The organism is Methylotuvimicrobium alcaliphilum 20Z (genome assembly GCF_000968535.2).
GTDB lineage: Bacteria > Pseudomonadota > Gammaproteobacteria > Methylococcales > Methylomonadaceae > Methylotuvimicrobium > Methylotuvimicrobium alcaliphilum.
Map to the genome: position 1 here is coordinate 3,190,679 of NC_016112.1, position 24,984 is coordinate 3,215,662.

Genomic DNA, 24,984 nt, shown 5'->3' on the forward strand with positions numbered 1-24,984 from the left:
CAGCTAAGCGCCAAGGATGGCGTGAATGCAGATTTTGCATTACGCCACGGATGGCGTGTATTAGGGTAATGCAGGAGCAATTGCCGAGGAGCAAAAATCTGTCCCGCTGCCGACATCCTCGCCAAGCACACCCAACACCCTTTTTGGTCCACAAATTGGGAGTAACTACCCTGTCCACGATAATATTTATTCAATTCTGTTAAACCTTTATAATGGTCCGATTTTCTTCGGACTCACGGGCGATAAACGCCCCTACTATGACTCAATTGCACCATCGTTTACCGGCGCGTTTTAATTTATTAGTCGACAACGGCTTTGAAAATTTATTAAAAAACGGCCTCAAAGGCATTGAAAAAGAAAGCCTCAGAATCGCCAAGAACGGCGTCATCGCGCACACGCCTCATCCGTCATTTTTAGGATCGGCTCTCACGCATCCGTATATTACGACGGACTATTCCGAAGCCTTGCTCGAGTTCATCACGCCGCCGTTTAAGGATATCAAAGAAACGCTGAATTATTTAAACACGATTCATCAATTCGTTTACGATCATCTCGACGGCGAAATCCTGTTGGCCGCGAGCATGCCGTGCGGCATCGACGGCGACGAAAGCGTACCGATCGCCGAATACGGCAGCTCCAATATCGGCCGCATGAAACACATTTACCGCCGAGGACTTTGGTACCGCTACGGCCGGACCATGCAGGCCATTGCCGGTATTCATTTTAACTATTCGGTGCCGGAAGTTTTGTGGAGCAAACTACGCGACTTGGAAAAATCATCGTCGAGCCTCGATCAATATATCGCGGACGGCTATTTCGGCATGATCAGAAACCTGCACCGCCAGGGCTGGCTGGTCTTGTATCTGTTCGGCGCGTCGCCAGCGATATGTAAAAAGTTTTTCAAAAGCCGCCCGCACATGATGGCACAATTCGACGAGTTCGACCGCCATACCTTATACCACCCTTACGCCACTTCGCTCAGAATGAGCGACATCGGCTATAAGAGCAAAAATCAGGCTTCGCTGCAAATCGACTACAACTCGTTGACCGGTTATGTCGACAGCCTAAGCCAAGCCATCAACACGCCCTACCCGGACTATGAAAAAATAGGCGTCAAGGTCGACGGCGAATACCGGCAGTTAAACAGCAACATTTTACAAATCGAAAACGAATTTTACAGTACCGTCAGACCCAAGCAAATCGCTAACTCCTGCGAAAAGCCGACTCTAGCGCTCAAACGCCGTGGGGTTCGCTATATCGAATTACGATCGTTGGATCTGGACTTGTTTAGCCCCCTTGGCATACAAGATGAAACCGCGCATTTCATCGAAGCCTTCATGCTGACTTGTCTACTGCAAGACAGCCCGCCCAACGATTCGCGACAGTTCATTCTCAATAATGCCAATCAGCTTGCAGTTGCCCATCTCGGCCGTCAACCCGGCCTCGTACTCGATAAACTCGACCAAAGAATTTCGCTTAAAGATTGGGCCGAAGAAATCCTCGCCGACATGGAACCGGTTTGCACGCTTTTGGACGATGACAATTCCGAAAAACCTTATAGCGCTGCCTTAGCAGCCCAAAGAAAAGCCATCGAAAACCCGGACTTGACGCCGTCCGCAAGAATTTTACGCGGCATGGGCGAAACACAAATGCCGTTTGCAACCTACGCACTGAAAACCTCGGTCGAACATGCCAAAAACTTTCGCAGCCAAAAGCTGGATGAGCAAAATACCCGTGCCTTCCAGGAAATGGCAAAAGAGTCTATCGCCAAACAGCTCGAAAAGGAACAAAGCGACGACTTATCTTTCGACGAGTTTTTAGCACATTATTTTTCACAACACTAACCGGAATTTAACCCAAAAAATCTATCATGACCTCATTCGATATTGCCGCCCTGCAGGCCGAACTGCAGGGACAAAAACCCCGAAAAATTCTTAAGGCCGCGCTGGAACAATTCGATAATATCGCGATTTCGTTCAGCGGCGCCGAAGATGTGGTTTTGATCGACATGGCCGTCAAAATACGCCCCGACATTCAAGTCTTCAGCCTGGATACCGGGCGCCTGCATCCCGAGACTTATCGCTTCATTGAAAAAGTGCGCGAACATTACGGTATTCCAATCGAATTGTTGACGCCGGATCATGCCATCTTGGACGAGATGGTTAAGACCAAGGGCTTGTTCAGCTTTTATCGCGACGGTCATCAAGAATGCTGCGGCATCCGCAAAGTAGACTCACTAAAACGCAAACTCGCGGGTCTCGATGCTTGGATCACCGGCCAGCGCAAGGATCAAAGCGTCGGTACGCGCCAAGACCTGCCCGAAATACAAATCGACACGGCTTTTTCAACACCCGAACATCAATTGATCAAATTCAATCCGTTGGCTAACTGGAGCTCTGCGCAGGTTTGGGATCATATCGAAGCCTATCAAGTCCCCTACAACGAACTGCACGAAAAAGGCTTCATCAGCATCGGCTGCGAACCCTGCACAAGACCGGTACTGCCGAATCAACACGAACGCGCCGGACGCTGGTGGTGGGAAGATGCCACGAAGAAAGAATGCGGCTTGCACGCCGCGAACTTGGACCGGCAAGAATAACACTGGGTTCAGCGCGTCCCTTGAATACGCCCGTGTAGACTTGGCGGCGGCGACTGATTGCCATCGATGGCATGAATGCAGATTTTTGCAGGAGCAAAAATCTGCCCTGCCGCCGACACCAGCCAAGCGAGTAACCGGCCCCTCCTAAAATAGGAAAGTTATTTGCGTCCAAACCTTTATACTCATCGCAGATCAAAATTCGGCGCCGGGGTGCCCGTCAAAGGACACCGTGAATACGTCCATGTAGGCTCTATGCCAGCCCCATGCTGGCAAAGCCTTTGTCGAGCCCCCCGGTGCCTCCTTAGTCACCTGCCGAATTTTGAAGTACGAAAGGTATAATTACAATGACGCTTGAGTTTCTTCTAAATACTTCCGGTATTTGATTGAAAGCTTAACCCCGGCAAAACGGCCGGCCATTCTGATTAATTCGTCCGTTTTTTTATCGAAAGTCAATTTCACGACGCTCAAGGCACGATCTTCATAACCTTTTTTTATGCCCATCGTCTCGAGTAAAAAATGATAAAGATAGATTTCTTGTTCATCGCTCTCGTCGATGATTTCCAGTGGTTCGCCAAGCTCTGCAATGACCGATTCTTTTTTCGGTAACGATGCGGCAATTTTTTCGATATGGTCGGCACTCGCCCGCATTTGTTTATCGCCTTCATTTATTTCGGCACCGGCCAGCGATCTCAAGGAAACTTCTAAAAATTCCGCCGGAGCAATACGCAAAAACAACTCTGAAAACGTCCACGCAATCAGACGATTCTCCTTGTTGAAGTCGAGATTGAAAAAGAATTTGACTTCAGGAAGTATCGGTTTTTGATTCCTGTCGACTTTATGAAACCAATAACTCCAACGCCTTCCCTCTCCTAACGGATCAGAATAACTCGGCCGCAAACCCGATAGCGAGACGAAGTCGTCGCTATACATGATTGGATTTTTGAATTGCAAGGTAAAATCATCGGTATTCGCCACCGCAAAATTCCGATCGAATTGATCCAATTGACGGTAAGTTTGAAACGCCCGCCACCAGTACATACATCCGGTTAAAGTAAAGCACAAAATCAGCACAAGTATCCGGCTGAACCATAATTTGAACGTTTTATTACTCATCATCAATGCCTCGTATCTGTTGCGTTAGTCACTGCGATGTCGGCAAACAAACCTTCGACATCTATACGGTCGAATGAATAATTTTGTCCACAGAATTCGCAATTGACTTCTATATCGCCTCGAGTCTGCAAAATATCCTCGAGTTCTTCCCTTCCCAGGGAACGCAATGTGTTTTCGATTTTGTTTCGTGAACAAGCGCAACGAAACTCGACCGATTCGGAGTCGAGTACTCTGACTTTTTCCTGGTTAAACAATCGATATAAGAGCGGCTCGCAATCCAGTTCCAATAATTCGCGATCAGTCACCGTTTGAGCCAACATTTCGATACGCGCCCAGTCTTCCTTGTCACCCTTCCGACTCGGCAATTCCTGCAACAATAAACCTGCTGCTTGATGTTGATCCGCAACCAACCAAACTCGAGTATTTAATTGTTCGGATTGACTGAAATAAGTCTCCAACGCTTCACCGAGATTTCGTCCCGCTAATGGAACCACCCCTTGATAGGGCGAACTATTTTCACTCTCGATCGTTAATATTAATTGTCCTTGTCCATACATTTGCTCGAACGAAGCGCTATCGACATCCTCGTTACAGCGAACCAAACCGCGAATATTTCTTTCATCCGAGGATTGAGCCACCAACGTTCTGATAACACCGGTTCCTTGAGCCTGCAAAATCATCGAGCCTTTAAATTTTACAATGGCGGACAACATAGTTACGGCGGCCAACGCTTGACCCAACTGCTCCATAATAAACGGCGAAGCCTGCTGGTGTGCTATCGATTGACGCCAGCTTTCATTTAGCTTAACCCACTCGCCTCTAACACCCAGGTCTTCGAATATAAAACGACGTAATTGATCTTGTTCTTTCATGTTTTAATCATTTCATTAAATAAAGGTTATTATAAGGCATAGTTTTACTTAGGCTATGTATGCGGTAATAGTGTAACTATTCAGTCCCCCGGCAATTATCGTTCCCATGCTCTGCATGGGAATGCCTGAGTACCGCTCCAGCGGTACGAGACGCTAGAGCGTCTCGGGCGGCATTCCCACGCTGGAGCATTGGGGAACGATAAGGGGTGTGAATAATTACTTCGAGATTGGTGTAGTATTCACTTCAACTATTAACGCGAACATAGCTTTTATACTTAATCTCATTTAAACAGCCACTGAACCACCGGTATTCGTAATGATCTTTAGCCATAAAAAAACCGTCATGGCCCCCCCGTCACAAGCCCTACCCGGCCGAGAAACTCCCATTAACGTGACTCCGAATCATTTTGTCACCGGGCACACGATCGTTCCGCCTTTTCCCGATCACTTAGCTCTTGCACTATTCGGCATGGGCTGCTTTTGGGGAGCCGAACGAAAATTCTGGCAATGTCATGGAGTTTACAGTACTGCGGTCGGCTATAGCGGCGGCTATACCCCTAACCCAAGCTACGAGGAAGTCTGCACCGGCCACACCGGTCACAGCGAAGTCGTTCGAGTGGTCTTCGATCCAAAACTCATAACTTATGAGCACCTATTGAAACTATTTTGGGAATCTCATAATCCGACTCAAGGCATGCGTCAAGGTAACGATATCGGAACACAATATCGCTCGGGTATTTATTTTTACTCAACGGAACAGGAAGAAGCCGCATGCCGGTCGCAAAAATACTATCAACAGCGATTATCAAACAACGGCCACGACCCGATTAGTACCGAAATATTACCGGCCGACATTTTTTATTATGCCGAGGACTATCATCAACAATACCTGGCCAAAAACCCGGGCGGTTATTGCGGATTGGGCGGCTTAGGGGTTAGCTACGATTAGCATGGAATAGCAGCCAACGAGCTACAATCGCTTTTCGGCAGGCAAAAAAAAGCGGTTTAAAAAAACCGCTCAAGAAGATATTTAGGAAGGATATATAACGCAACTTTCAGCTTTGAGATTTAAAGTAAAACCTCAAAAGTTAGATATATACTAGCAATATGAAATGCAAATAAAAATGTGACATATTGTCGCAGCCTAATATGCTATCGATTAATAGCCGCTAATACCTATCGTTCCCACCGCTCCAGCGTGGGAATGCAGCTCTAGCGTCTCGTACCGCTGGAGCGGTTGGAACAAGGGAATTCCTTCTCAATTTACCCCCAGAAAATTAACTTAACCAATTAAAGTATTTCATGTTTTCAGACTTACTGCCTAAAACCGAGTTATCGACAAAACAAAACCTGAAATGGCTCTTCATCTTGAGAAACCTGATGATAGCCAGTCAATCGGTACTCATCCTAATATCCGTGCACGGACTAAACATCGTTCTACCGCAAGAACAGCTTTGGCTGGTCGTGCTTTCGATTGCATCGGTCAATCTCTATACTTGGATGCGTTTAAAAACCGACGACCCGGTAACCGAACTAGAAATTTTTTCTCATTTGGTCATCGACGTCTTGAGTATTGCAGCACTCCTCTATATGACGGGCGGCGCCTCCAACCCGATTATCTGGGTGTTTTTGTTGCCGTTGATCATTACTGCGATCATGCTGCCTCCGTCTTATGCATGGTATATGGTGATTTTGACCACATCGACTTATACGGTTTTAATCACCTACAACATACCCTTGCCGGCCATAGAACCTCATATACCTACCACAACACCCGAATTGATGATGATCGAAAAAATGACTGCCGACTCGCCGCATTCGGACATGGATCATTTCGAAATGCTGCGCCAAATGCACGAAATAGGCGATAAGCATTATTTCAATCTGCATATCTTCGGCATGTGGTTCGGTTTTGTATTCAGCGCAGGCTTAGTCGCTTTTTTTGTTGTGGAACTGGCGAAAACACTTAGAGCTCAGGAACGATCGCTCGCCGAAGCGCGTGAAAATGCCTTACGGGATGAACGGGTTGTCTCGCTTGGCACACTAGCGGCAAGTGCCGCTCACGACATCAGCACACCGCTGGCAACTATTGCGATCGTCGCCCATGAATTGGAAAACGAATACCCCGATCACCGGTATCCCGATCTACATGAAAAAGCCCAAATCATGGCTCAACAAATCAACCGTTGCAAACAAGCATTATCGGTCATGTCGGCCAGCGCGGGTGAAATGCGGGCAGAATCCGGTAAAATTATGCCGTTGATCGAGTATATCGATGAAGTAATCAGCCAATGGCGCACGCACAGACCCGAAACCAAACTCAATTTGTTTATCAATCCTGTAGTACCGACGAATGCCGGCATCATTGCCGAACGTACATTGACTCATTCGTTGATCAACATTTTGAATAATGCCGCCGAAGCGACTCAAGACGACCTCGGCATCGAATTTCATGCCTCCTGGGACTTGGAACAAGCCCACATAAAGATTCGCGACTTCGGCCCCGGCGTGCGTTCGGAAATTTTGGAACTGATCGGTAAACAACCGGTCATTAGCAATAAGTCCGGCCTAGGCGTGGGGCTTTTTTTAACGTGTAGCACCATTCGCCGACTAGGCGGTAAAATAGAATTCACTAATTTAGAATCCGGCGGGGCTTGTGTGGAAATTACCCTGCCTTTACTCGCTTTGGAGGAAGCAAATGACATCACAGGAACCGGATAAACCGCGATTACTTTTAGTCGACGACGACGAAACCTTTTGCAAGGTGTTACAAAGCGCAATGGAAAAACGCTCATACGAGGTCCTGGTCGCCAACAACGTCGAAAACGGTATCAAACTCGCCGAACAATTCGAGCCTGAATACGCGGTAATCGACTTACGCATCGGTCATCAGTCCGGTCTGGAATTAGTTAAGAAGCTAATGTCGCTCGACGATAACACGCGGATCGTGATGCTAACCGGTTTCGCCAGTATCGCCACGGCGGTCGAGGCTATCAAACTTGGGGCGATCCATTATTTGACGAAACCGGCCAATGCCGATGAAATTGTCGCCGCACTGAATAAAAACGAAGGCGACGCCACGGTCAGCATCAATGAAAACCCGCTATCGATCAAACGCTTGGAATGGGAGCATCTACAAAAAGTGCTGATGCAACATGACGGCAACATATCGGCTGCGGCGCGCGCATTAAACATGCACCGCAGAACTTTACAACGTAAACTCGATAAGCGGCCCGTTAGAGAATAATAGCGCCGCCTTAACTCTAAGCCGCCTCTTTCGTTATCATATAAACCATAAAGTCTTTGCAATCGGTTGGAATAATTTTGAACCCCAGCCGTTTGTTGGACAAGCCCGGCCAGTTGACTCAAAGTAGAAGTGTAACTGGCTAATAACGTTTGGACTGTAACTATTCAGTGCTGCAATTATCGTTCCCACGCTGCGTGGGAACGCCTGAGTACCGCTTCAGCGGTACGACACGCTACCAACCGTTTCGACGCTCCTTTGCTATTTGGCTAAGCCGATTATTGCGCGTAAAATTCAAAGAAAAATCCATACCCGAATATCAAGAACTTACCGAGGAAAATGTCATGTTAGCAGAACGCTTGACCGATTGGACATTACAATGAAAAAAAGAAGGGGAGAAAAGGGGCGAGAACAAAGAGGCCGTTTGCTTGTTGAGTAAACAGATCCGCTTGAAATACGGCGAACTCCCTAGCTGGGCAGCGAATAAAATCGAGCACGCCGACACCGAACAACTCGAAAACTGGGCTGAACGAATCTTAACGGCCGAAAGTTTAGAAGCGTTGTTGGAGTAACTGCGTTTATCGAAAACTATACCCGGCTCAAGCACATTGTTTGAGAACAACCTTATCCTTTGCCGAGTAGCATTTGTAGTGCAATTGAAACCCTTGATTCCATATTGGATTCTGCAATATCTCAGCCATATGAATTCTATAAGGGAAACGCTCACCATTTAATTCACATGAATCGCCGATTTGATCCATTCTAAAATTTTCTTTAGTGATCAAGCGATATAACATCTTTGTCGTCAAAAAATACCAGTTGTGAATTCGATTTTCAGCGCAATACAAAGATGCGGCACGGAACATGCCCCATATAATACTCCGGTTCAAATGACGTTCATTACACAAGTAATCAACGTCATCATGCACGCTATGTTTTTCAGTCAATCCTGTCGGCGGACCGCCATCATTGGAACGCCGCCTTACTTCTTTAATTACGCACAGTCGGGATACCTCCACCGATCTATGTAAATCCGATTTGATAACTCCATTGCTAAGTCTACAATGCTTTTCCAGCGGTAAGTAACCTAGCTCCGGTAGAATCAATCGCATAGCACCGACAAAGTGACCGGTTAATTTATTCTTCACTATAAAATGAACGGCATGCTTATCCCAATCATCCATTTCCAATTGGCCGCCATTTGATATTTTTTCAAACCCCATCTCTTCACAATAAACTTGATAACGGATATTGTAATGGATCTGCTTCGACTCATCGTTATCGGCAAGATAAACGTCAAAATAATCATCAAACATCATAAAATACACCTTACTGCGATACCGGGCTTTAAAAAATAAATCTTTGAAACCATCTTGAAACTGGTGTGAAGGAATAAATCTTACACCTAAACGCAAGAAACAATGGATTTTCTAGAATAAAACTATATTGAACTATCAATAACTTTCAAAATCTATAATCAGTGACAAAAGAGTAAACTGTCCCGAATAAGACACTCTAGAATCATTAAAATGAAGCATTAACCATGGATATGGTCGGCCTGATCGTAGCCTTGGCCGTTTCCCAAACTCCTGCTGAAAACCCTGTAAGCTATTACTTACCGATTTCGAGAAGCTGGAAATACTGGTACTGCGTCCCCAAGCATAGAGCTCACTGCCATTAAGTTAAGCCATAACAGAATTAAGTAATGCTTGTATCCAGGATCTACTTTGCCTCAAAAGCTTGCCATCCATGGCACTGGATTCCGCCAGTCCATGGCGGAATGACGGGCTTCCCTTAACTTAACCTGATTAGCAAGTTTCTTCAGCTAAAACCCAAAAACCAGCATATCCCTAGCAGGACGGGGTTTGCAACCCCGTCCTAAACGTTTTGACTTTGGCCGAAGTCAGCCGAAATGTTTAGGGCAAACCGAAACGTTGGGGACGGGTTAAATAACCCGTCCCACAGAAGTGGCTACGACTGGCCACTGCTCGGACAATTGGCTTCAGCAAGCTGAAGCATCTTGCTAATCAGGTAACTTAATGGCAGTGAAGCATAGAGCTTGGGAACGAGCTAAATCTTCGCTTTGCTATCATCGCCCTGTTTCCAAGATTTTCAACGAAAACTTAAACCTCTAATCCACACATAGCCTAATTTAGGATATACAATAACCGCCTCCGATTAAGCTCCGCTTAAAAACAAAATAATTGCTAAACTTTTTACACTACGCAAGTAAAAGTTAGACTTTAGCGATATTTGTATATAATCAAGCAAGATCAAACAATAAAGCCGATACAAACCGATCAATCGGCGCTACAAGCAAACAGTTAGAAACCGCCCTAACATTGAAAACAAAACAAAAATACCGTTAACTCCTCCTGCAAACCAACTTAAGCTTACGCACCTTTCAAAATAGCCGATAATAATGATATTTCCCTGACTTAAGGAAATACAATGACTATTCAGGAAATTTTATTTAATACCCCTCTCTAAGCGGAGACTGTAAATGGATAATAACGCAAAACAATCCTTAGTAGATAACTTCGAGCGCTACTTTTCAGTCGAGCTGGCGGAGACTCAAGAACAAAAAAACTTGGCATACGGAATTCGTTACCGGGTTTACTGCCAAGAATTTCATTACGAAAAACCGAACTTCGAAGAACTCGAATATGACGAATTCGACGAACGCTCGAAACACTGCCTAATCATTCATCAAGATAGCGGGTTGCCTGCCGGTTGCGTACGCCTGGTACCGACTTTCAACAGCCGCAAAAAAGACCCATTACCCTTTGAAAAACATTGCCTGAATAGCCTAGACGAAAACTTTATTGAACAATTAGCCCTCGACCGGCAACATGTCTGTGAAATATCAAGACTCGCTGTCGATGCCATATTCAGACGTCGTCCGGGCGAGCATTCAACCCGATTCGGCGAGCCAAGCTCGCTAGATTTTTCTCGGCAAGAACAAAGAACTTTTTCCTTGATTGCCGTAGCCTGCTTTTTAGCGGCCACCGTACTCACCGAAACGACCGAACGAACTAGCGTATTCGCAATGATGGAACCGTTCCTACCTCGCTTGATGAACAGATCCGGCATCATGTTTCAGCGAGCCGGTCAAGATATCGACTACCATGGAACAAGAGCCCCTTACTTTATCACCACTCAATCGGCTTTAACGCACATGCACCCCGACTTGAAAGAATTGTATCAATGGATCAAAACAAGCATCATTCCCGCCTAAAAATCACTACCATTAAGTTAACAGAAACTCGTCATTCCGCCATGGATTGGTGAAATCCAGTGCCATGAATGGCAGGCTTTTGGGAGCACAGTAGAGGCCTTAAGCCAGTATCACTTATTTCTTTAACCTAGAAAGAGCAGTTGGCATGTGTTGTAGACCGTTCGTGCTGAGCCAAGTCGAAGCACGAAGGGTCTACAACACTTTCACCTGCCTGGTGAAGCCTCAAACTACCGTTCACCCTTCGACAGGGCTCTCCTGAGCGTAGCCGAAGGGCTCAGGGCGAACGGTAGTTTGAGGCTCTCAACTGCTCTTTTTTAGGTTTAACGGTTTAACTTAATGACAGCGCGCCTAACACTGCCACGCCATAATAAATCCTGAACATTAAAAAGGTTCACACACCGATACTTTTCAAGATACTATCCAACGATGTCAGTCCGATCAAACCTCTAAATAAGATAAGCCCGCCCTCGACCAAACCATAACATTCGTAAGCCTGAACAGACTCCGCATCAGCGGATTGAGCTGATTTATCGATGTCATCAACTCGCCTAACCAAAATATTGAGCACATCATTACTCGAAATAGCCGACAATACCTTACGGTCGATACTGATTTTATGCGTGGTATAAACCATCGGCGAGTTCTCAAAATCCAATGATTCCATTTTTGCCTTCTCCAACAGCGCGCATGAAATCAAACTACATGGAAAAATTTCAGGGAAAATCGCCGTATCCGTTAGATCATCAAAATAAAGACGTTGATCCGCCAAAGAGCCGCACAGAAAATTTTTCGCATTACTGACATTCATAAACTTACGCTTCAGAAAAAAACCGCTCGGCGTCAAAAAACTGCGGTCCTGATAACGATTTAAGTCATCGAATTGAACAGATTCCGGGTTATTTAAAAACAGCGGCGCGGGCGATTCTTTTTTATAGCCCACCAAAGCCAATTGACCGTCGGCTTTCACGCTGACGCGATGACTGAGAATGACGTCACCATTCGGATTGAATTGAGGCTTCTTGATATCAATATCAACCGCCTGCCCGGGCTTAACCGCATTAACGAAGGAAAATTGATAGTTACTAAAACGTAAATTGTATTCGTCAATCAATTCATTTTCGTTAGTACCTTGCCGGTAGCGCACAAACTCGTGCTCGATCATCGACTCCAATTGAAACCCCAAAGCGATCGGCCCTTTAAACGGATTATTCCGAATCCGCCGCCAATATTCCGCATCATGGAATAAATTAAAATCGTCGGTAGCATTACGAACGACATCGATGTGGATCTGTTGAAAGACCTTGGGGTTAGCGGCTGTATGTAACATTGAAAATAGTTTTCCCTTATCTGTCTGTAAATCAGCGTAAGACGAACAATTCGTAACCGAAAGCAACGATCAATTTACTTCCTATCCAGACACATTAAAATGGGCGGGAGGAATAACAAATCCATGAACAAAGCAATTCCTATTGTAATTGCCGTTAATAAACCCATATCCGAATTCACTGTAAAATGTGAAAAACTCAAGACAGCGAACCCACTAATTAAAACCACCGAAGTGACCCACATAGCACTGCCTACCGTTGAAAAAGCATAACGCACCGCCTCATCACAGGAGGCCTCTCGCTCAACCCTAGCATGACGATATTTACTGATGAAATGCACAGTATCATCAACGACAATTCCCAACGTCATTCCCGTCACAATCGACAAACCGAGCCCAACATTCCCATCTATCAAAGCCCAAACGCCAAATGCAACACCGGCAGGCGCTAAGTTTGGCACTAAGCTCAACAAACCTAATTTAAACGACCGAAATGCGCCAACCAAAATGAAGGAAATCAACACCAATGCCAACACTGTCCCTCCCATCATGCTGACAATATTCCGCTTGCCAATATGAGAAAACATTAAAACCGGGCTAGCGACTTCGGCATCTATATCAGGCATATTAGTTTTTAACCAATTATGCAAACGCGATTCCACAACTAACATTTCATTTGAGCTCAGGCTTTTCAATGTTGCAATCATCCGAGTTCCGGATTTATCAATGTTAACTTGGTCATTTAAATCTAAACCGTACGGCAAGGACATTTCATACATCAACAAATATTGTGCCGCCAAATCCCGTGCAGCCGGCAGTTTATATTCGTCCTGACTACCGTCGTGCATATTCTGATTCAAACGCTTAAAGGTATCTGTAATACTATTTACATGCAACACTTCGGGCTGTTGCTGCAACCATTGACTCAATTGTTCAACTTTTTCCAAAACAAGGGGTTCATTCAAGCCACCTTCTTCACTGACCGATAAAGCAATCTCGATAGTATAAAACCCGCCCATTTCCTGATCGAGAAAATCGGTAGCGCGCCTAAATTCGACTGTTTCATCGAAATACTTGACGAACTCGTCATTCAACTCATTCAGCGTCACCATTGACGTCAATATCAGCACCAACCCGCCGTTGACTACCAAAAGAAACTTGCGCCGCCGAATAACCCACAGAGCCAATTTGTCCATCCAATTTTGTTTTGATGCATCACAGAGCTTTACCCGCACAGGCAAAATCATCATTATTGCTGGCAAGATAGTCATTGTTAACAAAAAGGCAACAAGTACCCCGCAAGCCACAATATTACCCAAATCCCTAAAAGGCGGCGCATCACTAAAATTCATGCTTAAAAACCCGATCGCAGTTGTGACGCTCGTTAACAACATGGGCTTAAAATTGATTTTCAAACTATCTAACAGTGCTTGTTTTTTAGCCTGCCCTTGCCTCATATTCTGAAGCATCGCCACTAAGAGATGAACACAATCAGCCACAGCCATTGTCATGATGATGGTAGGCGCCGTTACCGATACCGGTGTAATCGGCCAACGCAACCATCCGAAAAAACCCATAACCGCCAATAGGGAAAAAATGATAAGCAAAATCGAACCGAAGGTTGCGCTAAAGGAGCGCAAGGAAAGTAGCAATACCAATATAATCATGCCGTACATAATCGGCGTCATCTTTTGACTATCAGCCAATGTCGACTCGACAAACGCATTATTCATCATTACCATGCCGGTCAAATGAATCTCAAGCTTCGGGTACAAAGACTTAATTTCCTCGGCCATGACACGTGCCGCCGCCGCCACCTCGGTAACTTCCATCGGGTCTAATTCGGGTAACTGAACAGTCACATTCACACCCGCGACATGCCCCTGTCGAGACACCAAACGGTTTACTAATAAGGGTTCATTGAGCGCGATTTTTTTAATTTCGCCTAAGTCGCTACTACTGATATCACTGGGATCCAGCACTAAATCAGCAACGACCAACTCGCCATCCGAGATGCTCGTGTGTTGAAAATTTGTAATCGAATCGACTCGACTCGAAAATGGCAGTTGCCATGCTTTTTCGATTAATAGCGCAATTGCCGACAACACCTCCGGAGTAAAAACATCATTACCGGACGGCGCGATTACAAACAACACATTATCGCTTTTGTTATAAGTCGACTGAATTTTATCGAACGCCAGCAATTGAGGATTGTCTTCGCCGAATAAAGACCGGTAATCGTTATCGAACGTCAAGCGGGGCATCCCTAGCGCCGAAATAAGCACGATAACAAAACAAAATACTACCGTTATCCAAGGACGCTCGACTATAAACAACATCGACCGCGATACGCTTGTGTCATTGCGCATGCTCAAATTCTCCTAAACATTTCAAAAAACGAACCGATTTCTACTAAAGGCCTATACCCGCCGGGAAACAGACTTCAGAGCCTTGGACAGCTTAACGCAAATAGTAATCTTCATTTGGGCATGGCGTAATATTTCAACGATACACAATAGATTAGTCGAAACTGAAAACGCCAATACATCATTCTACCCCAAGCAATTGTTTCAGCCGCCAAAACATCAAGCGCTGCAACGGGTTTCGATTGCCGCCGGGTCGCCAAGTTTTTTTCAACTGATTACGATAGGCATCGAAATGCAAACCCCAAGGCGCGCAAATAACATCGCCTCGATTTAGTAGAATTTTCAATACATTCGTACAAGCCACGCCGGCAGCCAACTCAATACCCATCGGCGTCGACGGCACTTTTTTCTTCAAAAAATTCACTGAAGTCCGCTCTACCAGGTATTTCCTTTGCATCACAGTCGGCGATACGCCGATTACAAAACGCATGATTTTCTCTTCAAACGAATAACCATCCAGTGCAAAATATTGCTCGAAACTCATTTTCCCCGGCATGAAAACCAGCATCGCCGTCCCCATACCCATCGGCGCGGCGGTAATCGTCGGAATCCCCAACTCATAACAACGCGCGAATACGGCACGCCGGATTTCCAACGCAAAGATATCCAAACTATCGACGTAAATATCGACATCCCTTAAAAAGTCATCCAGATTTTCAAGCGTAATGCCTTGCTTGAAATTGACGATTTCGGTCTCCGGGTTGATATCTCGAATCGTCCGTTCCATGACTTCCGATTTCGGTTGACCCAAAGTACTCATGGACGCGCCGTATTGGCGGTTAAAATTGGCAAGCTCGAAGGTATCCAAGTCGGAGATGTGGAAACGGCCTACCCCCATCCTTGCCAATACAATCAAATGACTCCCTCCGACACCGCCTAAACCGCCGACAGCAACTTTTTTATTTTTTAGCAGCTTGAATTCTTCTCGCGTCACCCAACCGATATTGCGGGAAAAAGCTTCGTCATAATTGAATTCGACCATAATTATCCCCTATTTCCCCTCATCTTGCGGCGGTGTCAAAAAATTTAACACTGCCCGATTAAAATATTCCGCCTGCTCTAATTGCGGAAGATGGCCGGACTTATCAAGCATATGCCATTCCGCTACCGGCAGCATTGCCTTAAATTGTAGACCTATTTCAACAGGACTACTCTTGTCGTGCTACCCCCACATCAACAGGGTCGGAATTGAAAATGACACAAGCTAATCTCTTGCTCCAATGTATTGGGAAAATCACTACGCATGACAGACAAAATCTGACGCGTCGTTCCTGCTATCCGATGGCTCCAAAACAAACGCTCAAACACGGCATCAGTCAAAACATACCTATCGTATATAAAAATAATCGATCAACATTTTTTTCGAACAAAAAACCCCGGGGAATTCAACATACATTCCCCAACACCCGGCCATTTCATAAACCGGGCGGTAAATGTTTGCTTTACCGGCAAACCGGCGCTCGCAACCAAAACCAACTTATCAATACGATCTTGATGATCTTGTGCAAACTTGATGCCCCACCCCCAAGCGAATGTCCGATTAGATGAGCGCGTTGTAATCCAAGATAATCCATAAATGCAAGCAATTGCTCAGAATAAAGACGATAGTCAGGTTTTTTTACATTACGCGACCTTGCCAAAACCCCCATAAATCAATGACATAGACCTTAAATTTAGAGGATAAGACTCCTAAGTTTTGAAGCCAAAGCAAGCTATCGAAGGGAAATCCGTGAATCAGGATTAAGGGTGGACCTTGTCCTAATACGATAAAAGAGGTCAAACACCCCTGTAATGAAACTACTTTGGCCCCGTAGCGCTCTTGTTGACGCAGGCCCACTGCAATTCCACAATTTAACGGAATGCATATCGTTATTAACCAAAAAACTTCAAAGTTTAAAGTAAAGAGACAAGATATTTTGCACAAGATCATATGTTAAATCTTGAACACCAATTGTTTAGACGAGTTCGAAAATTACAAACATACACATTCCTCCTATTTATTTGGTCCACATAAACGTAAAAAACCGCCAACAGAACTCTGTTGACGGCTTTACCCGGGATATTTCTCTAATTAGCAAAATAAATAATCGAACCTATCCGATCTTTACCTCTGCCAAGTTCAAAGCAAATTAGGCTAGCCTACGTTTTCTAGCCCCAGCAAAACCTAATAGACCAAAACCTAATAGAGCCAAAGTAGCGGGCTCAGGTACAGTATCAAAATAAAGTTGAGCACCGTGAGTACCTGCTATCTTAGCGGTACCAGCATCTAAGAAATCAATTGTAGGTACGCCTAAGTTCTGATCAAGTTGGAACGGAATGTCAAAATCTTCACCAGCCAACCAAATATCATAAAAAGAAGTTCCATCCGCAAAATTAAACAAATCTTTATAAACCAAGTCATCGACATCGCTAAAATCAACAGTACCGGTAATACTCAGGTTATTGGCTGTATCGTATACGCTTTTCTTAACGATTAAGTCCATAAAATTGGTCCAATCAATGCCATCCGTAGAGTATAGAAGATTGATCGTACCTTCGGTATAAGTCACTTCCGGTTGAGCTGGGTTGGTAAGGTCCGAAATTGTGCCTTTCATGTTATCGGTATAAAAAGACATAAACCAATTGGTTCCAAGTCCATTATTTGAATTTTCTGGTTGCCCAGGAATAAATGCAGTAAATTGGTTTAAACCAGAAGTTTGCGGGTTTATATTACCACCACCGGCTAAAATTCCGGCATAGGTCGTAATAGTATCCCCTACTGTCAACTGATTTGCGTTTTGTAAATCAACCAAGGTTTGTGATTGGTAAGATATTGCCCCATGCTCTTTTATACCAGTGCATTCAGGACATACTTCGGTGCCAATTCCTCCGTAATCGGCGCCATTATTAATATAAAAATCAGTGAAAGCTGCTGCACTTCCTGATGCTGCTATTAGAGAAGCTGCGGCCAGTGTTTTTAATGTACTCATGATGATCTCCTTCGCGCTAAAATTTAAGCAATTAGATTTAACTCATATTTGATAAAGCACTTTACGTGCCAAATTATCCCAGCAAGTCAGTTTTGCCCATGCATTTGAAACCTGAAAAGCCAACGTAATAAACAAATAATTTTTAAATAACAATGGCTTATCAACGCACCCCTTAATCAATCTACACGCTCAGCAATTGCAGACAATACATTTCACTTACTCTGCTTTGGATCCTTTGCACAACACCACAAAACAACATTGTAAAAATAGCTGACACTCAAAGCCTAAATCACATAGAACTTAGAACGCAAAACCGGCACCCCTCTAAGCTACCAAAACAATCAACGAAAATAGTAAATCCGAGTTACCGATTCATTGCCATCAAAGGAACCATAACGCATTCACTACTGGATTAGGCACTCATCCCTATCTCACTGCTAATTGTTGCTTATCATCGTAAAAAGACCTTGTGAAATTAGCTTACTAAATGATGCGAGTCCGTATAAACAATAAGGAAACACTCTATCCGAATGAAGCCCACGATGGGAACAAGGCATGTACCCCGCCCCTCCATCCTCGCACAATGAAAGCAACAACGCTGCGCTTGTTGCTGGCGCTCCTTTCGGCTTAAAGGCCACGATCTAAAACCAGCAAGGAAGTTTGATTATCCTAGCGAGTCAGTTTTGTTCATGCACTTGAAACCTGAAAGCCGGCACAACACCACAAGACAACATTGTAAAAATAGCTGACACACAACAAGCCTGAGTCATAAAGAATTTAGAACGCAAAACCGCCCCCCCCATAAGCGCCAACTTAAGAATCTAAGTATTTGATTAAGTAAGACTAACGCCACCTCCCCGACCTTCAATAATGAGCTCCAAAACACGCCCCGGCAAACCCTGAAGCTTTCTCTTGCGCGGACGCTCACAGAGGCTTTTTGTGCAGTCATCGATAAATCGCTTATTTATTGGAAAACAAGCCGTAAGTCCTGCCTTGATCTCATTGGCGATCGTGCGCCATAAACGCCAATGGGTAATCGAACGATCACCGTCCATTGTGGTGGCCGCCCGGCCGAATCGGCGCTGCGCTATTTTTTGAGTCACTGCAGCAAACAGTAACTTGCCATGCAAATATAAATCCGCCAGCTTGCTGTCTTTTCGGGCGCGTAGCCGGTCGATATCAAGCAAGCTCTTTAGCCGCTTTATGACCAGCTCCACTTGCCAGCGAACCCGGTAGAGCTCAGCGATTGATTTCGTGTCGAGCAGCGCTTCGGGGAGCGAAGTAAAAATCAACACCCAGCCGCTCAGCATCAAGGTCTTTTGGCTCGCCGTGCGACCTTTATCACGCGCGCGTTGTTTCGCTTTGCGGCGTGCTTGCGCCGCCTGTTCCGGCGGTAACGGCATCGCATGCACCACGCCTTCAATACGTTTGTCTTGATGGCACAGATAAACGGGTATCGCACCCGGCTGACCATTCAAATCGCGTATGCGCTGTTCCCAATCGATTTTAACACCTTTCGGTTCGTTGCACCGTTCGTAAAGGGTCATGCTGTGTGGATTGTAGCGCAGCACGACGTGGCCGCCGCGATCAATGACCGGGACTAAAGACTTCGGTTGGTTGTAGCCTCGATCAAGCAACGCGACATCACCTGCAGTCAACTGATAGTGATCCAAGCTCTCGCCGACTTTATCGGTCGTGACGTTGACCTCGCGGAGTGTCAAGCTCATCAAGTCGATCGCCACATGCAAGCGATACGTTGTTTCTTTCGCGCCGGGTTCTTGCACGGTCGAACCGTCAATCACAATGAAATTCAAGGAGCCATTGTTAATCTGTTTATCCAATCCGAACACACGCTTCAGTAACGACTTGATCCACGCCACGCAGGCCGCCAGTCGCTTGGTCACCGCCGTGTCGCTCAAATAGCCTTGAAGCTTGGCAACTTCGCCGGCACAGCTGCGCAACGACAAGTCCAGTCCGCAATACAACAGGACTAACTGTAATAATTGCAACGGTGATCGGATTTTCCGTGCCCGTGCAAACGCCTGTAATTCATAGGCCTGCTCCTGGAAATCTGCTGGAAGCTCTTGCAAAAAGTCATCAAAAAGGGTATCTGTTAGCTGTGGCTGCTTCATAGGGATTTTCACTTTCGTCGGTAAAAATACTCTATGTTGTGGCCACATCTTGATTTTTCAACTGTGAATCAAGGTCTTGCGTCTTAAGTTGGCGCTTATGGGGTGCGTCTAAAATCCAAGTTAATAAGAATTATTCTTATTAACTTGGATAATATAAGATCCATTCCTGCAATTTCCTTCCTTCTGCCGGCTATTGGAATGGATTTTCAAAAAAACTAGCAGGGGATTTTTGGGAAAAGTGGCTTTTTCGTTCAAGCACTAGATAGTGCTTAATTTTAGTGTAAATTCATCTCAACATCGCACTTGTTGTCGAAATTAATTTACGCTCATTCCTAACACATTATTGAAACAATGCTAGCGGCTTCGTCCACCAATCGATCCTATTTTAACTGACGCAACAACTCAATAGCCTTGTTTTTTGATCCGACCTCACTGCTCTCCTGAGCAATTAATTCTAAAAGCTCAGTAGCACGCTTTTTGTTACCTTGGGCGGCATAAGCTTCAGCCAAATGATATTTGATATTAAGATCACCGGGTTTTAACGTTAAAGCTTTTTCCAAGTGATCAACTGCTTTTTGCACCTGTCCCTGTTTAAATAAAATCACCCCAAGCGTATCAACTACGGCGGCAGAATTGGGTGCTAAAGCAAAAGCGCGATCTGCTAATTCAAGTGCCTGAGGATTATTTTGTTGGTGATAAATCCAAGCAAGATTATTTAGCGCTAATGAATTCTGAGGCTGTATGCCTAAAATGGCATCGTAATGCTTTGCCGCTTCCACCAACTTATCCTGTTGCTGCAACAGAACTGCAAGTCGAAAATGCCCCGCAATATTTTTATCATCTGCTTTCAACTCCGTTCTTAACAACCCTATTGCCTCGTCTTGCTTACCCTGAAAAGTCAATATATCAACCATCAAACCCAACAACTTAGGGCTCGCCTGAATCCTATAAGCGTCCTTGTAAGCCTCATAAGCTTGATCTAGCTTATTTTGGGCTTGATAAACATCGCCCTCGATTGCTTTACCTAGTCTAGTTTGTGGCGCGAGAGCAGCTACTTGTTGTGCGACATTCATGGCCTCATCAAAATGCTTGACCCTGATGAATAGATTGGCTTTTTGAACCAAAATTTGTAAATTGTCAGGGGCAATAGAAGATACTTTCTCCAATAGCACCAAGACCTCTTCGACTTTATCTGGCTGATTAACCAAAATATTCGCCAACATCATTCGGTGCAAAATGTCTTGATCATTTCGCGCTATTAAAAGACGAAGTGTTTGCCCTGCCTCTTCTGCCTGGTTATTCAATAGTTGCGCACCCACTAATAAAGACAGGGCTACGGAATGATTAGGATATCGGCCGTTTATTTCCTGAACCAACGCTAAGACCTTACGCGGCTGCCTTTGATATTTATATAATTGCGCCAGGCTGGATATTATCGTAGCCTCATCAGCAATCTGACCCTTAACGCTCTCTAAGCCATTTACTAGAATTCTTTCCACTTCAGTCAAATTGTTTTCTCTATTCGCCATTTCCGCCATCATTAGATATGGGGCGACAGTTTTCTTATCGACTGCAATGGCTTGCTGTACTAGATCCTTAGCATTTTTCGACTTTCCTTCATTGAGATATATCGAAGCAATACCCAGCATTGCGGCTTGGTTTTTACTATCTATTTCCAGCGCCTTGTTTAAACTAGTCAAAGCAGATGACCTATCTTTCTCGCTTAAATCTATTTTGGCTTTAAGAATGTAAGCCAAGGCTAAATCTGGCCTCCTCTTGATAACTTGTTGAACTCTATCCCTAGCTTCTTGAAATTGCCTTTTATTTATTTGTTGTAATATAGTTATAAACTCGTCCTTTAGTGCTTCTTCCTTTATGTTTTCGAACGCCGGCAGATCAGATATCAAAGCATCCGAACCAGCCTCGGTGCTTAATTTTTCATCAAATGACAAAAATGGGACTTTATCCAACTCATTCACGCCATAGATTGCAGCAATACTTTGCGAACCAACCAATAATAATGGAAAAATAACAAATTGCTTTGTTTTAACGAAGACTTGTTTTTTTTTGTTCATAAAATTATTACCTTAATGTAACTAAAATGTAAAATAGGGATCAGTCATCAGCATTTTCCAAAGCGCTGAAATAATCTACCAGGAGACCTGAGCCGGTTCCAATAATTTTCCGGCAACTCAAATACCACATATTGAGAGGCGATGTGGGCAAGAGACATGATCGAACAAAATGATCGATCACGTTACTGCAGACTATGAATTGCCTTTCGATGGTGGAAATAGGATCAAGAAAATGGCACCAAGTCTTGCAATCACGCAAAATATCGCCGTAAAGTTTTTGAATCGTAGATATTGAGTTTTCTTCAAGTCCGAAAGTATTCATTAGCTAACCCCAGTTGATGTAATTATTTGTGACCGGTCCTGCATTAAATTAGAGCAACTCCATTATTTTCCGCAGTGAAAATTTCCTGTCACCGCAACAATTAAAAATTCAGCATTAAGGAGAACTGGCATTTTTTCCCGCCTCAACCAACACGGCAATCACGCCGACCGATAGACTGGTAGCTTCCGCAATGATCTCATGGTCGAGACCTTGCTTTAATTAAGTTGCGGGCGATGGCTTGGACCGCTTCGTCCCTTCCTTTTCCATGCCTTATTCTCGAGTGCGACCTCAGTTTGAAGAAGACTGGCAAAAAAGCAAAATAAAACTCCAAATTGAAGCATTTAGATCGTATTTCAGTCTGTTGTTATACATTTTGACTAGCTTATGTCATTTCCTGATGACGATTTAATTTTTAAGTGTTTGATTTTTAGATACGCCAGAATTGAGGTCGCACCCTTCTTCTCGTCCTTTTTCCTCCTCGCGGTGACGCAGTTACTTTCCATATTCTCTTAAATTGGCGCCCATGATTATTCAGCCCCTTTATTGTCTTTGCCCCCCTTTTTCTTCATATTAGGCAATAAATTTGTCATAGTCGGCATGAGAACCGATCCAAATCCATTGGATTCCATCTGGGGCATCAATTCCGATGACACGGTAATTCTGACCCACTCGCGCAGACCATAATTCTTCAATACGTTTCAATCGAATAGATGGATGACGAGGGTTTTCCTTAAGCAATTCGTAATTTTTATCAGCAAGTTCTCGAATCTCGACAAGCGCGCCAAGATTTTTCGCGAAAGCTGAAATGGGGTCCGTCCGATTTCAGCAGCGAAAAATGACTTGGCGATTATTGCCTTCGGCGGCCCCGATTCGCCCTGCGTCCGTGCCACTACGCCACATCATCGTATACTCGATGCGGCTCCGTAGCACTCCCACAAAAGCGGAAAAGGGGTCAGGTTCACTTAATAATTTATCCCTTGCCAAGGACCCGCTCTAAACGTTTCGAGTATAGCCAAAGTATACCGGATCATTTAAGGCATACCGAAACTTTGGGGACGGTGTTGGACAACCCGTTCCGCCGAGGTCTTGTGACACAGGCAACGCTAACAAAGGCGCCGCCCGTTTTTCAATCCGGTTCTTTTTCATCGTTCCTACGCTCTGCGTTGGAATACATCCTGGGACGCTCTGCGTCCCCAGAAGTCGATAATCCAGACAAGAGCTACGCAACACTCTCTATGATTTCTCAATCCAATTGCCCGTCGCAGTCGACGTAGAGCGTCTAAAGCGGCATTCCCACGCAGAGCACTCGTCTTTATACATTAAGAGAAAAAGGGGTCAGGTTAGATTATTAATTTACCCTCCCCCTTTTTCTTCATATTAGGCAATAAATTTGTCATAGTCGGCATGAGAACCGATCCAAATCCATTGGATTCCATCTGGGGCATCAATTCCGATGACACGGTAATTCTGACCCACTCGCGCAGACCATAATTCTTCGATACGTTTCAATCGAATAGATGGATGACGAGGGTTTTCCTTAAGCAATTCGTAATTTTTATCAGCAAGTTCTCGAATCTCGATAGGAAGTTTCCAGTACAATTCCCAGAAATCCGATGAGGTATAGTGCTTCAAAGTTCAAGAGCCTTACCTTGGGCAAATTCTTCTCGTGCTTTCGCAATAAGTCTGTTAAATTTCCCTGCCTGAAAGTCAGATTTGATTTGAGCGTCCCAACGATCATTTTCAAGTTGAAGGAACCAATCGCGAAATTGAGTAAATTCTTCTTTGGGTAAGTTGTAAACACGGGATTCAAGTTCTTCAACTTCGCTCATATCGATAACTCCTTAAATTAAGGGACTATGTCTTTCTAAATGATATTTATCTTATCATTCTAAAAAGGGGGCAGGTTCATTTAATAATTTACCCCTTGCCAAGGACCCGCTCTAAACGCTTCGAGTATAGCCAAAGTATGCCGGATCATTTAGAGCATACCGAAACGTTCGGGTCGGGTTAAATAACACGTCCCGTCGAGTAGGGGTTTTTCAGCTCGACTTCGGCTACCCGGTCCTCTTCGGAGACGATGGCATTGATCAACGAGATCAGCAGGTCTTTGTTTTCTTCGCTGCCGAACAGTTTTTTGAAGGCTAAATCGACTCGGGGGTTTATTCTGCACATGGTTTTTCGCTCTAAGTAAAAAACGTTAAATTAATAATTTACTCCTGTTTTCCTTTTTTCTTGAAAGTTTAGGCTGCGCGTCCCTTTGACCGACTATTTAGCTTTGCAACAGAACCGAAAGCCAAATTACAAGCACTTGTTTAAACATATATGCCATATAGAGCAAAAACCACAGACTCGCGCGTAATTTAAAGCCTGCCGAGCCAGTACAGAGGGCGACGGCGATGATGTGCAACCGCAAGAATTTGAATGCCGCTCTCAACTTCCCTAAAAATGACATTGTAAGGAAAACCCTGAACCCTTGCCTTGCAAATAGACAGGGGAAATTCAATGCGATAGCGTGGGCATTGCACAGACACTTGCAATTTCCGTTTTAACCGCCTCATGAATACGCATTCCAAGCTCCGCACACAGAGACTTGTAGAACGCTACATCTTCAGCATATTCTGTTGCCGCTTCTGGGTCACTGCCATTGAGTTAAGCCGTTCGTGGTGAGCC

The 24,984-nt window shown here is 44.7% G+C and carries 20 protein-coding genes and 1 pseudogene; 8 read left to right on the plus strand and 13 right to left on the minus strand.

Going from position 1 to position 24,984, the window contains the following annotated elements; translation table 11 throughout:
* Nucleotides 1-257: 257 nt before the first annotated feature.
* Nucleotides 258-1,844 carry a glutamate--cysteine ligase gene (gene gshA / locus MEALZ_RS13570; protein ID WP_084685468.1) on the plus strand — a complete coding sequence of 529 codons (1,587 nt, stop codon included), beginning with the start codon at nucleotides 258-260 and terminating at the stop codon, nucleotides 1,842-1,844.
* Between the two features lie 26 nt (nucleotides 1,845-1,870).
* A complete protein-coding gene (locus MEALZ_RS13575; RefSeq protein WP_014149221.1) occupies nucleotides 1,871-2,599 on the plus strand; it encodes a phosphoadenylyl-sulfate reductase in 729 nt (242 codons plus the stop codon).
* A gap of 339 nt (nucleotides 2,600-2,938) precedes the next feature.
* Here MEALZ_RS13575 and MEALZ_RS13580 read toward each other — a convergent pair whose 3' ends face one another.
* Together MEALZ_RS13580 and hslO are read right to left on the minus strand one after the other, a co-directional pair.
* Complete coding sequence (locus tag MEALZ_RS13580; RefSeq protein ID WP_014149222.1) at nucleotides 2,939-3,715, minus strand: hypothetical protein; 777 nt, start codon at nucleotides 3,713-3,715, stop codon at nucleotides 2,939-2,941.
* Nucleotides 3,715-4,584, minus strand: a complete 870-nt coding sequence (gene hslO / locus MEALZ_RS13585; RefSeq protein ID WP_014149223.1) for an Hsp33 family molecular chaperone HslO — start codon at nucleotides 4,582-4,584, stop codon at nucleotides 3,715-3,717. Before hslO ends, MEALZ_RS13580 begins: the two co-directional genes overlap by 1 nt.
* Before the next feature lie 316 nt (nucleotides 4,585-4,900).
* On the opposite strand from hslO, the gene msrA reads away from it, so the two are divergent.
* The 5 genes and pseudogenes from msrA to MEALZ_RS22775 form a co-directional block, all read left to right on the plus strand.
* Nucleotides 4,901-5,533: a peptide-methionine (S)-S-oxide reductase MsrA gene (gene msrA, locus MEALZ_RS13590; protein WP_014149224.1), complete on the plus strand. Its 633-nt coding sequence runs from the start codon at nucleotides 4,901-4,903 to the stop codon at nucleotides 5,531-5,533.
* Between the two features lie 353 nt (nucleotides 5,534-5,886).
* Nucleotides 5,887-7,305: an ATP-binding protein gene (locus MEALZ_RS13595; RefSeq protein WP_014149225.1), complete on the plus strand. Its 1,419-nt coding sequence runs from the start codon at nucleotides 5,887-5,889 to the stop codon at nucleotides 7,303-7,305.
* Nucleotides 7,283-7,831, plus strand: a complete 549-nt coding sequence (locus tag MEALZ_RS13600) for a response regulator transcription factor (protein WP_014149226.1) — start codon at nucleotides 7,283-7,285, stop codon at nucleotides 7,829-7,831. The genes MEALZ_RS13595 and MEALZ_RS13600 overlap by 23 nt, the downstream gene beginning before the upstream one ends.
* A gap of 149 nt (nucleotides 7,832-7,980) precedes the next feature.
* A complete protein-coding gene (locus MEALZ_RS22770) occupies nucleotides 7,981-8,211 on the plus strand; it encodes a hypothetical protein (protein WP_162472967.1) in 231 nt (76 codons plus the stop codon).
* Between the two features lie 30 nt (nucleotides 8,212-8,241).
* Nucleotides 8,242-8,400 (plus strand): annotated as a pseudogene (locus tag MEALZ_RS22775) (DUF4351 domain-containing protein); the annotation flags it as partial.
* Nucleotides 8,401-8,427: 27 nt separating this feature from the next.
* Here the strand turns inward: MEALZ_RS22775 and MEALZ_RS13605 are convergent.
* Nucleotides 8,428-9,147 (minus strand): PEP-CTERM/exosortase system-associated acyltransferase, encoded by a 720-nt coding sequence (locus MEALZ_RS13605; RefSeq protein ID WP_014149228.1) that lies wholly within the window; start codon nucleotides 9,145-9,147, stop codon nucleotides 8,428-8,430.
* Between the two features lie 1,184 nt (nucleotides 9,148-10,331).
* Between MEALZ_RS13605 and MEALZ_RS13610 the strand changes: the two genes are divergently transcribed.
* A complete protein-coding gene (locus MEALZ_RS13610; RefSeq protein WP_014149229.1) occupies nucleotides 10,332-11,066 on the plus strand; it encodes a PEP-CTERM/exosortase system-associated acyltransferase in 735 nt (244 codons plus the stop codon).
* 391 nt (nucleotides 11,067-11,457) lie between these two features.
* On the opposite strand, the gene MEALZ_RS13615 is transcribed toward MEALZ_RS13610, so the two are convergent.
* The 10 genes from MEALZ_RS13615 to MEALZ_RS22100 form a co-directional block, all read right to left on the minus strand.
* Nucleotides 11,458-12,393: a hypothetical protein gene (locus MEALZ_RS13615; protein WP_014149230.1), complete on the minus strand. Its 936-nt coding sequence runs from the start codon at nucleotides 12,391-12,393 to the stop codon at nucleotides 11,458-11,460.
* 74 nt (nucleotides 12,394-12,467) lie between these two features.
* Complete coding sequence (locus MEALZ_RS13620) at nucleotides 12,468-14,498, minus strand: efflux RND transporter permease subunit (protein ID WP_223842308.1); 2,031 nt, start codon at nucleotides 14,496-14,498, stop codon at nucleotides 12,468-12,470.
* A 439-nt stretch (nucleotides 14,499-14,937) separates the two neighbouring features.
* Complete coding sequence (locus tag MEALZ_RS13625; RefSeq protein ID WP_014149233.1) at nucleotides 14,938-15,798, minus strand: ThiF family adenylyltransferase; 861 nt, start codon at nucleotides 15,796-15,798, stop codon at nucleotides 14,938-14,940.
* A 1,147-nt stretch (nucleotides 15,799-16,945) separates the two neighbouring features.
* Nucleotides 16,946-17,785: a PEP-CTERM sorting domain-containing protein gene (locus MEALZ_RS13635; protein WP_014149236.1), complete on the minus strand. Its 840-nt coding sequence runs from the start codon at nucleotides 17,783-17,785 to the stop codon at nucleotides 16,946-16,948.
* 833 nt (nucleotides 17,786-18,618) lie between these two features.
* Entirely contained in the window at nucleotides 18,619-19,917 is a 1,299-nt protein-coding gene (locus MEALZ_RS13640) for a transposase (protein WP_046061100.1), read from the minus strand.
* A gap of 380 nt (nucleotides 19,918-20,297) precedes the next feature.
* A complete protein-coding gene (locus MEALZ_RS13645; RefSeq protein ID WP_014149237.1) occupies nucleotides 20,298-21,992 on the minus strand; it encodes a tetratricopeptide repeat protein in 1,695 nt (564 codons plus the stop codon).
* Between the two features lie 892 nt (nucleotides 21,993-22,884).
* The gene (locus tag MEALZ_RS24005; RefSeq protein WP_084685470.1) at nucleotides 22,885-23,121 is read right to left on the minus strand and encodes a ParE family toxin-like protein; all 237 of its coding nucleotides are present in this window, start codon (nucleotides 23,119-23,121) and stop codon (nucleotides 22,885-22,887) included.
* Between the two features lie 570 nt (nucleotides 23,122-23,691).
* A complete protein-coding gene (locus MEALZ_RS13650) occupies nucleotides 23,692-23,946 on the minus strand; it encodes a type II toxin-antitoxin system RelE family toxin (RefSeq protein WP_014149239.1) in 255 nt (84 codons plus the stop codon).
* Nucleotides 23,943-24,143, minus strand: a complete 201-nt coding sequence (locus tag MEALZ_RS13655; protein ID WP_014149240.1) for a hypothetical protein — start codon at nucleotides 24,141-24,143, stop codon at nucleotides 23,943-23,945. The genes MEALZ_RS13650 and MEALZ_RS13655 overlap by 4 nt, the downstream gene beginning before the upstream one ends.
* 178 nt (nucleotides 24,144-24,321) lie before the next feature.
* Entirely contained in the window at nucleotides 24,322-24,486 is a 165-nt protein-coding gene (locus MEALZ_RS22100; protein ID WP_014149241.1) for a PD-(D/E)XK nuclease family transposase, read from the minus strand.
* Nucleotides 24,487-24,984 lie beyond the last annotated feature (498 nt).

Coding starts and splice junctions, on each gene's coding strand:
- gshA (WP_084685468.1), top strand. CDS start 258: ATGACTCAATTGCACCATCGTTTACCGGCGCGTTTTAATTTATTAGTC.
- MEALZ_RS13575 (WP_014149221.1), top strand. CDS start 1,871: ATGACCTCATTCGATATTGCCGCCCTGCAGGCCGAACTGCAGGGACAA.
- MEALZ_RS13580 (WP_014149222.1), bottom strand. CDS start 3,715: ATGATGAGTAATAAAACGTTCAAATTATGGTTCAGCCGGATACTTGTG.
- hslO (WP_014149223.1), bottom strand. CDS start 4,584: ATGAAAGAACAAGATCAATTACGTCGTTTTATATTCGAAGACCTGGGT.
- msrA (WP_014149224.1), top strand. CDS start 4,901: ATGATCTTTAGCCATAAAAAAACCGTCATGGCCCCCCCGTCACAAGCC.
- MEALZ_RS13595 (WP_014149225.1), top strand. CDS start 5,887: ATGTTTTCAGACTTACTGCCTAAAACCGAGTTATCGACAAAACAAAAC.
- MEALZ_RS13600 (WP_014149226.1), top strand. CDS start 7,283: ATGACATCACAGGAACCGGATAAACCGCGATTACTTTTAGTCGACGAC.
- MEALZ_RS13605 (WP_014149228.1), bottom strand. CDS start 9,147: ATGATGTTTGATGATTATTTTGACGTTTATCTTGCCGATAACGATGAG.
- MEALZ_RS13610 (WP_014149229.1), top strand. CDS start 10,332: ATGGATAATAACGCAAAACAATCCTTAGTAGATAACTTCGAGCGCTAC.
- MEALZ_RS13615 (WP_014149230.1), bottom strand. CDS start 12,393: ATGTTACATACAGCCGCTAACCCCAAGGTCTTTCAACAGATCCACATC.
- MEALZ_RS13625 (WP_014149233.1), bottom strand. CDS start 15,798: ATGGTCGAATTCAATTATGACGAAGCTTTTTCCCGCAATATCGGTTGG.
- MEALZ_RS13635 (WP_014149236.1), bottom strand. CDS start 17,785: ATGAGTACATTAAAAACACTGGCCGCAGCTTCTCTAATAGCAGCATCA.
- MEALZ_RS13640 (WP_046061100.1), bottom strand. CDS start 19,917: ATGAAGCAGCCACAGCTAACAGATACCCTTTTTGATGACTTTTTGCAA.
- MEALZ_RS13645 (WP_014149237.1), bottom strand. CDS start 21,992: ATGAACAAAAAAAAACAAGTCTTCGTTAAAACAAAGCAATTTGTTATT.
- MEALZ_RS13655 (WP_014149240.1), bottom strand. CDS start 24,143: ATGAGCGAAGTTGAAGAACTTGAATCCCGTGTTTACAACTTACCCAAA.
- MEALZ_RS22100 (WP_014149241.1), bottom strand. CDS start 24,486: ATGTGCAGAATAAACCCCCGAGTCGATTTAGCCTTCAAAAAACTGTTC.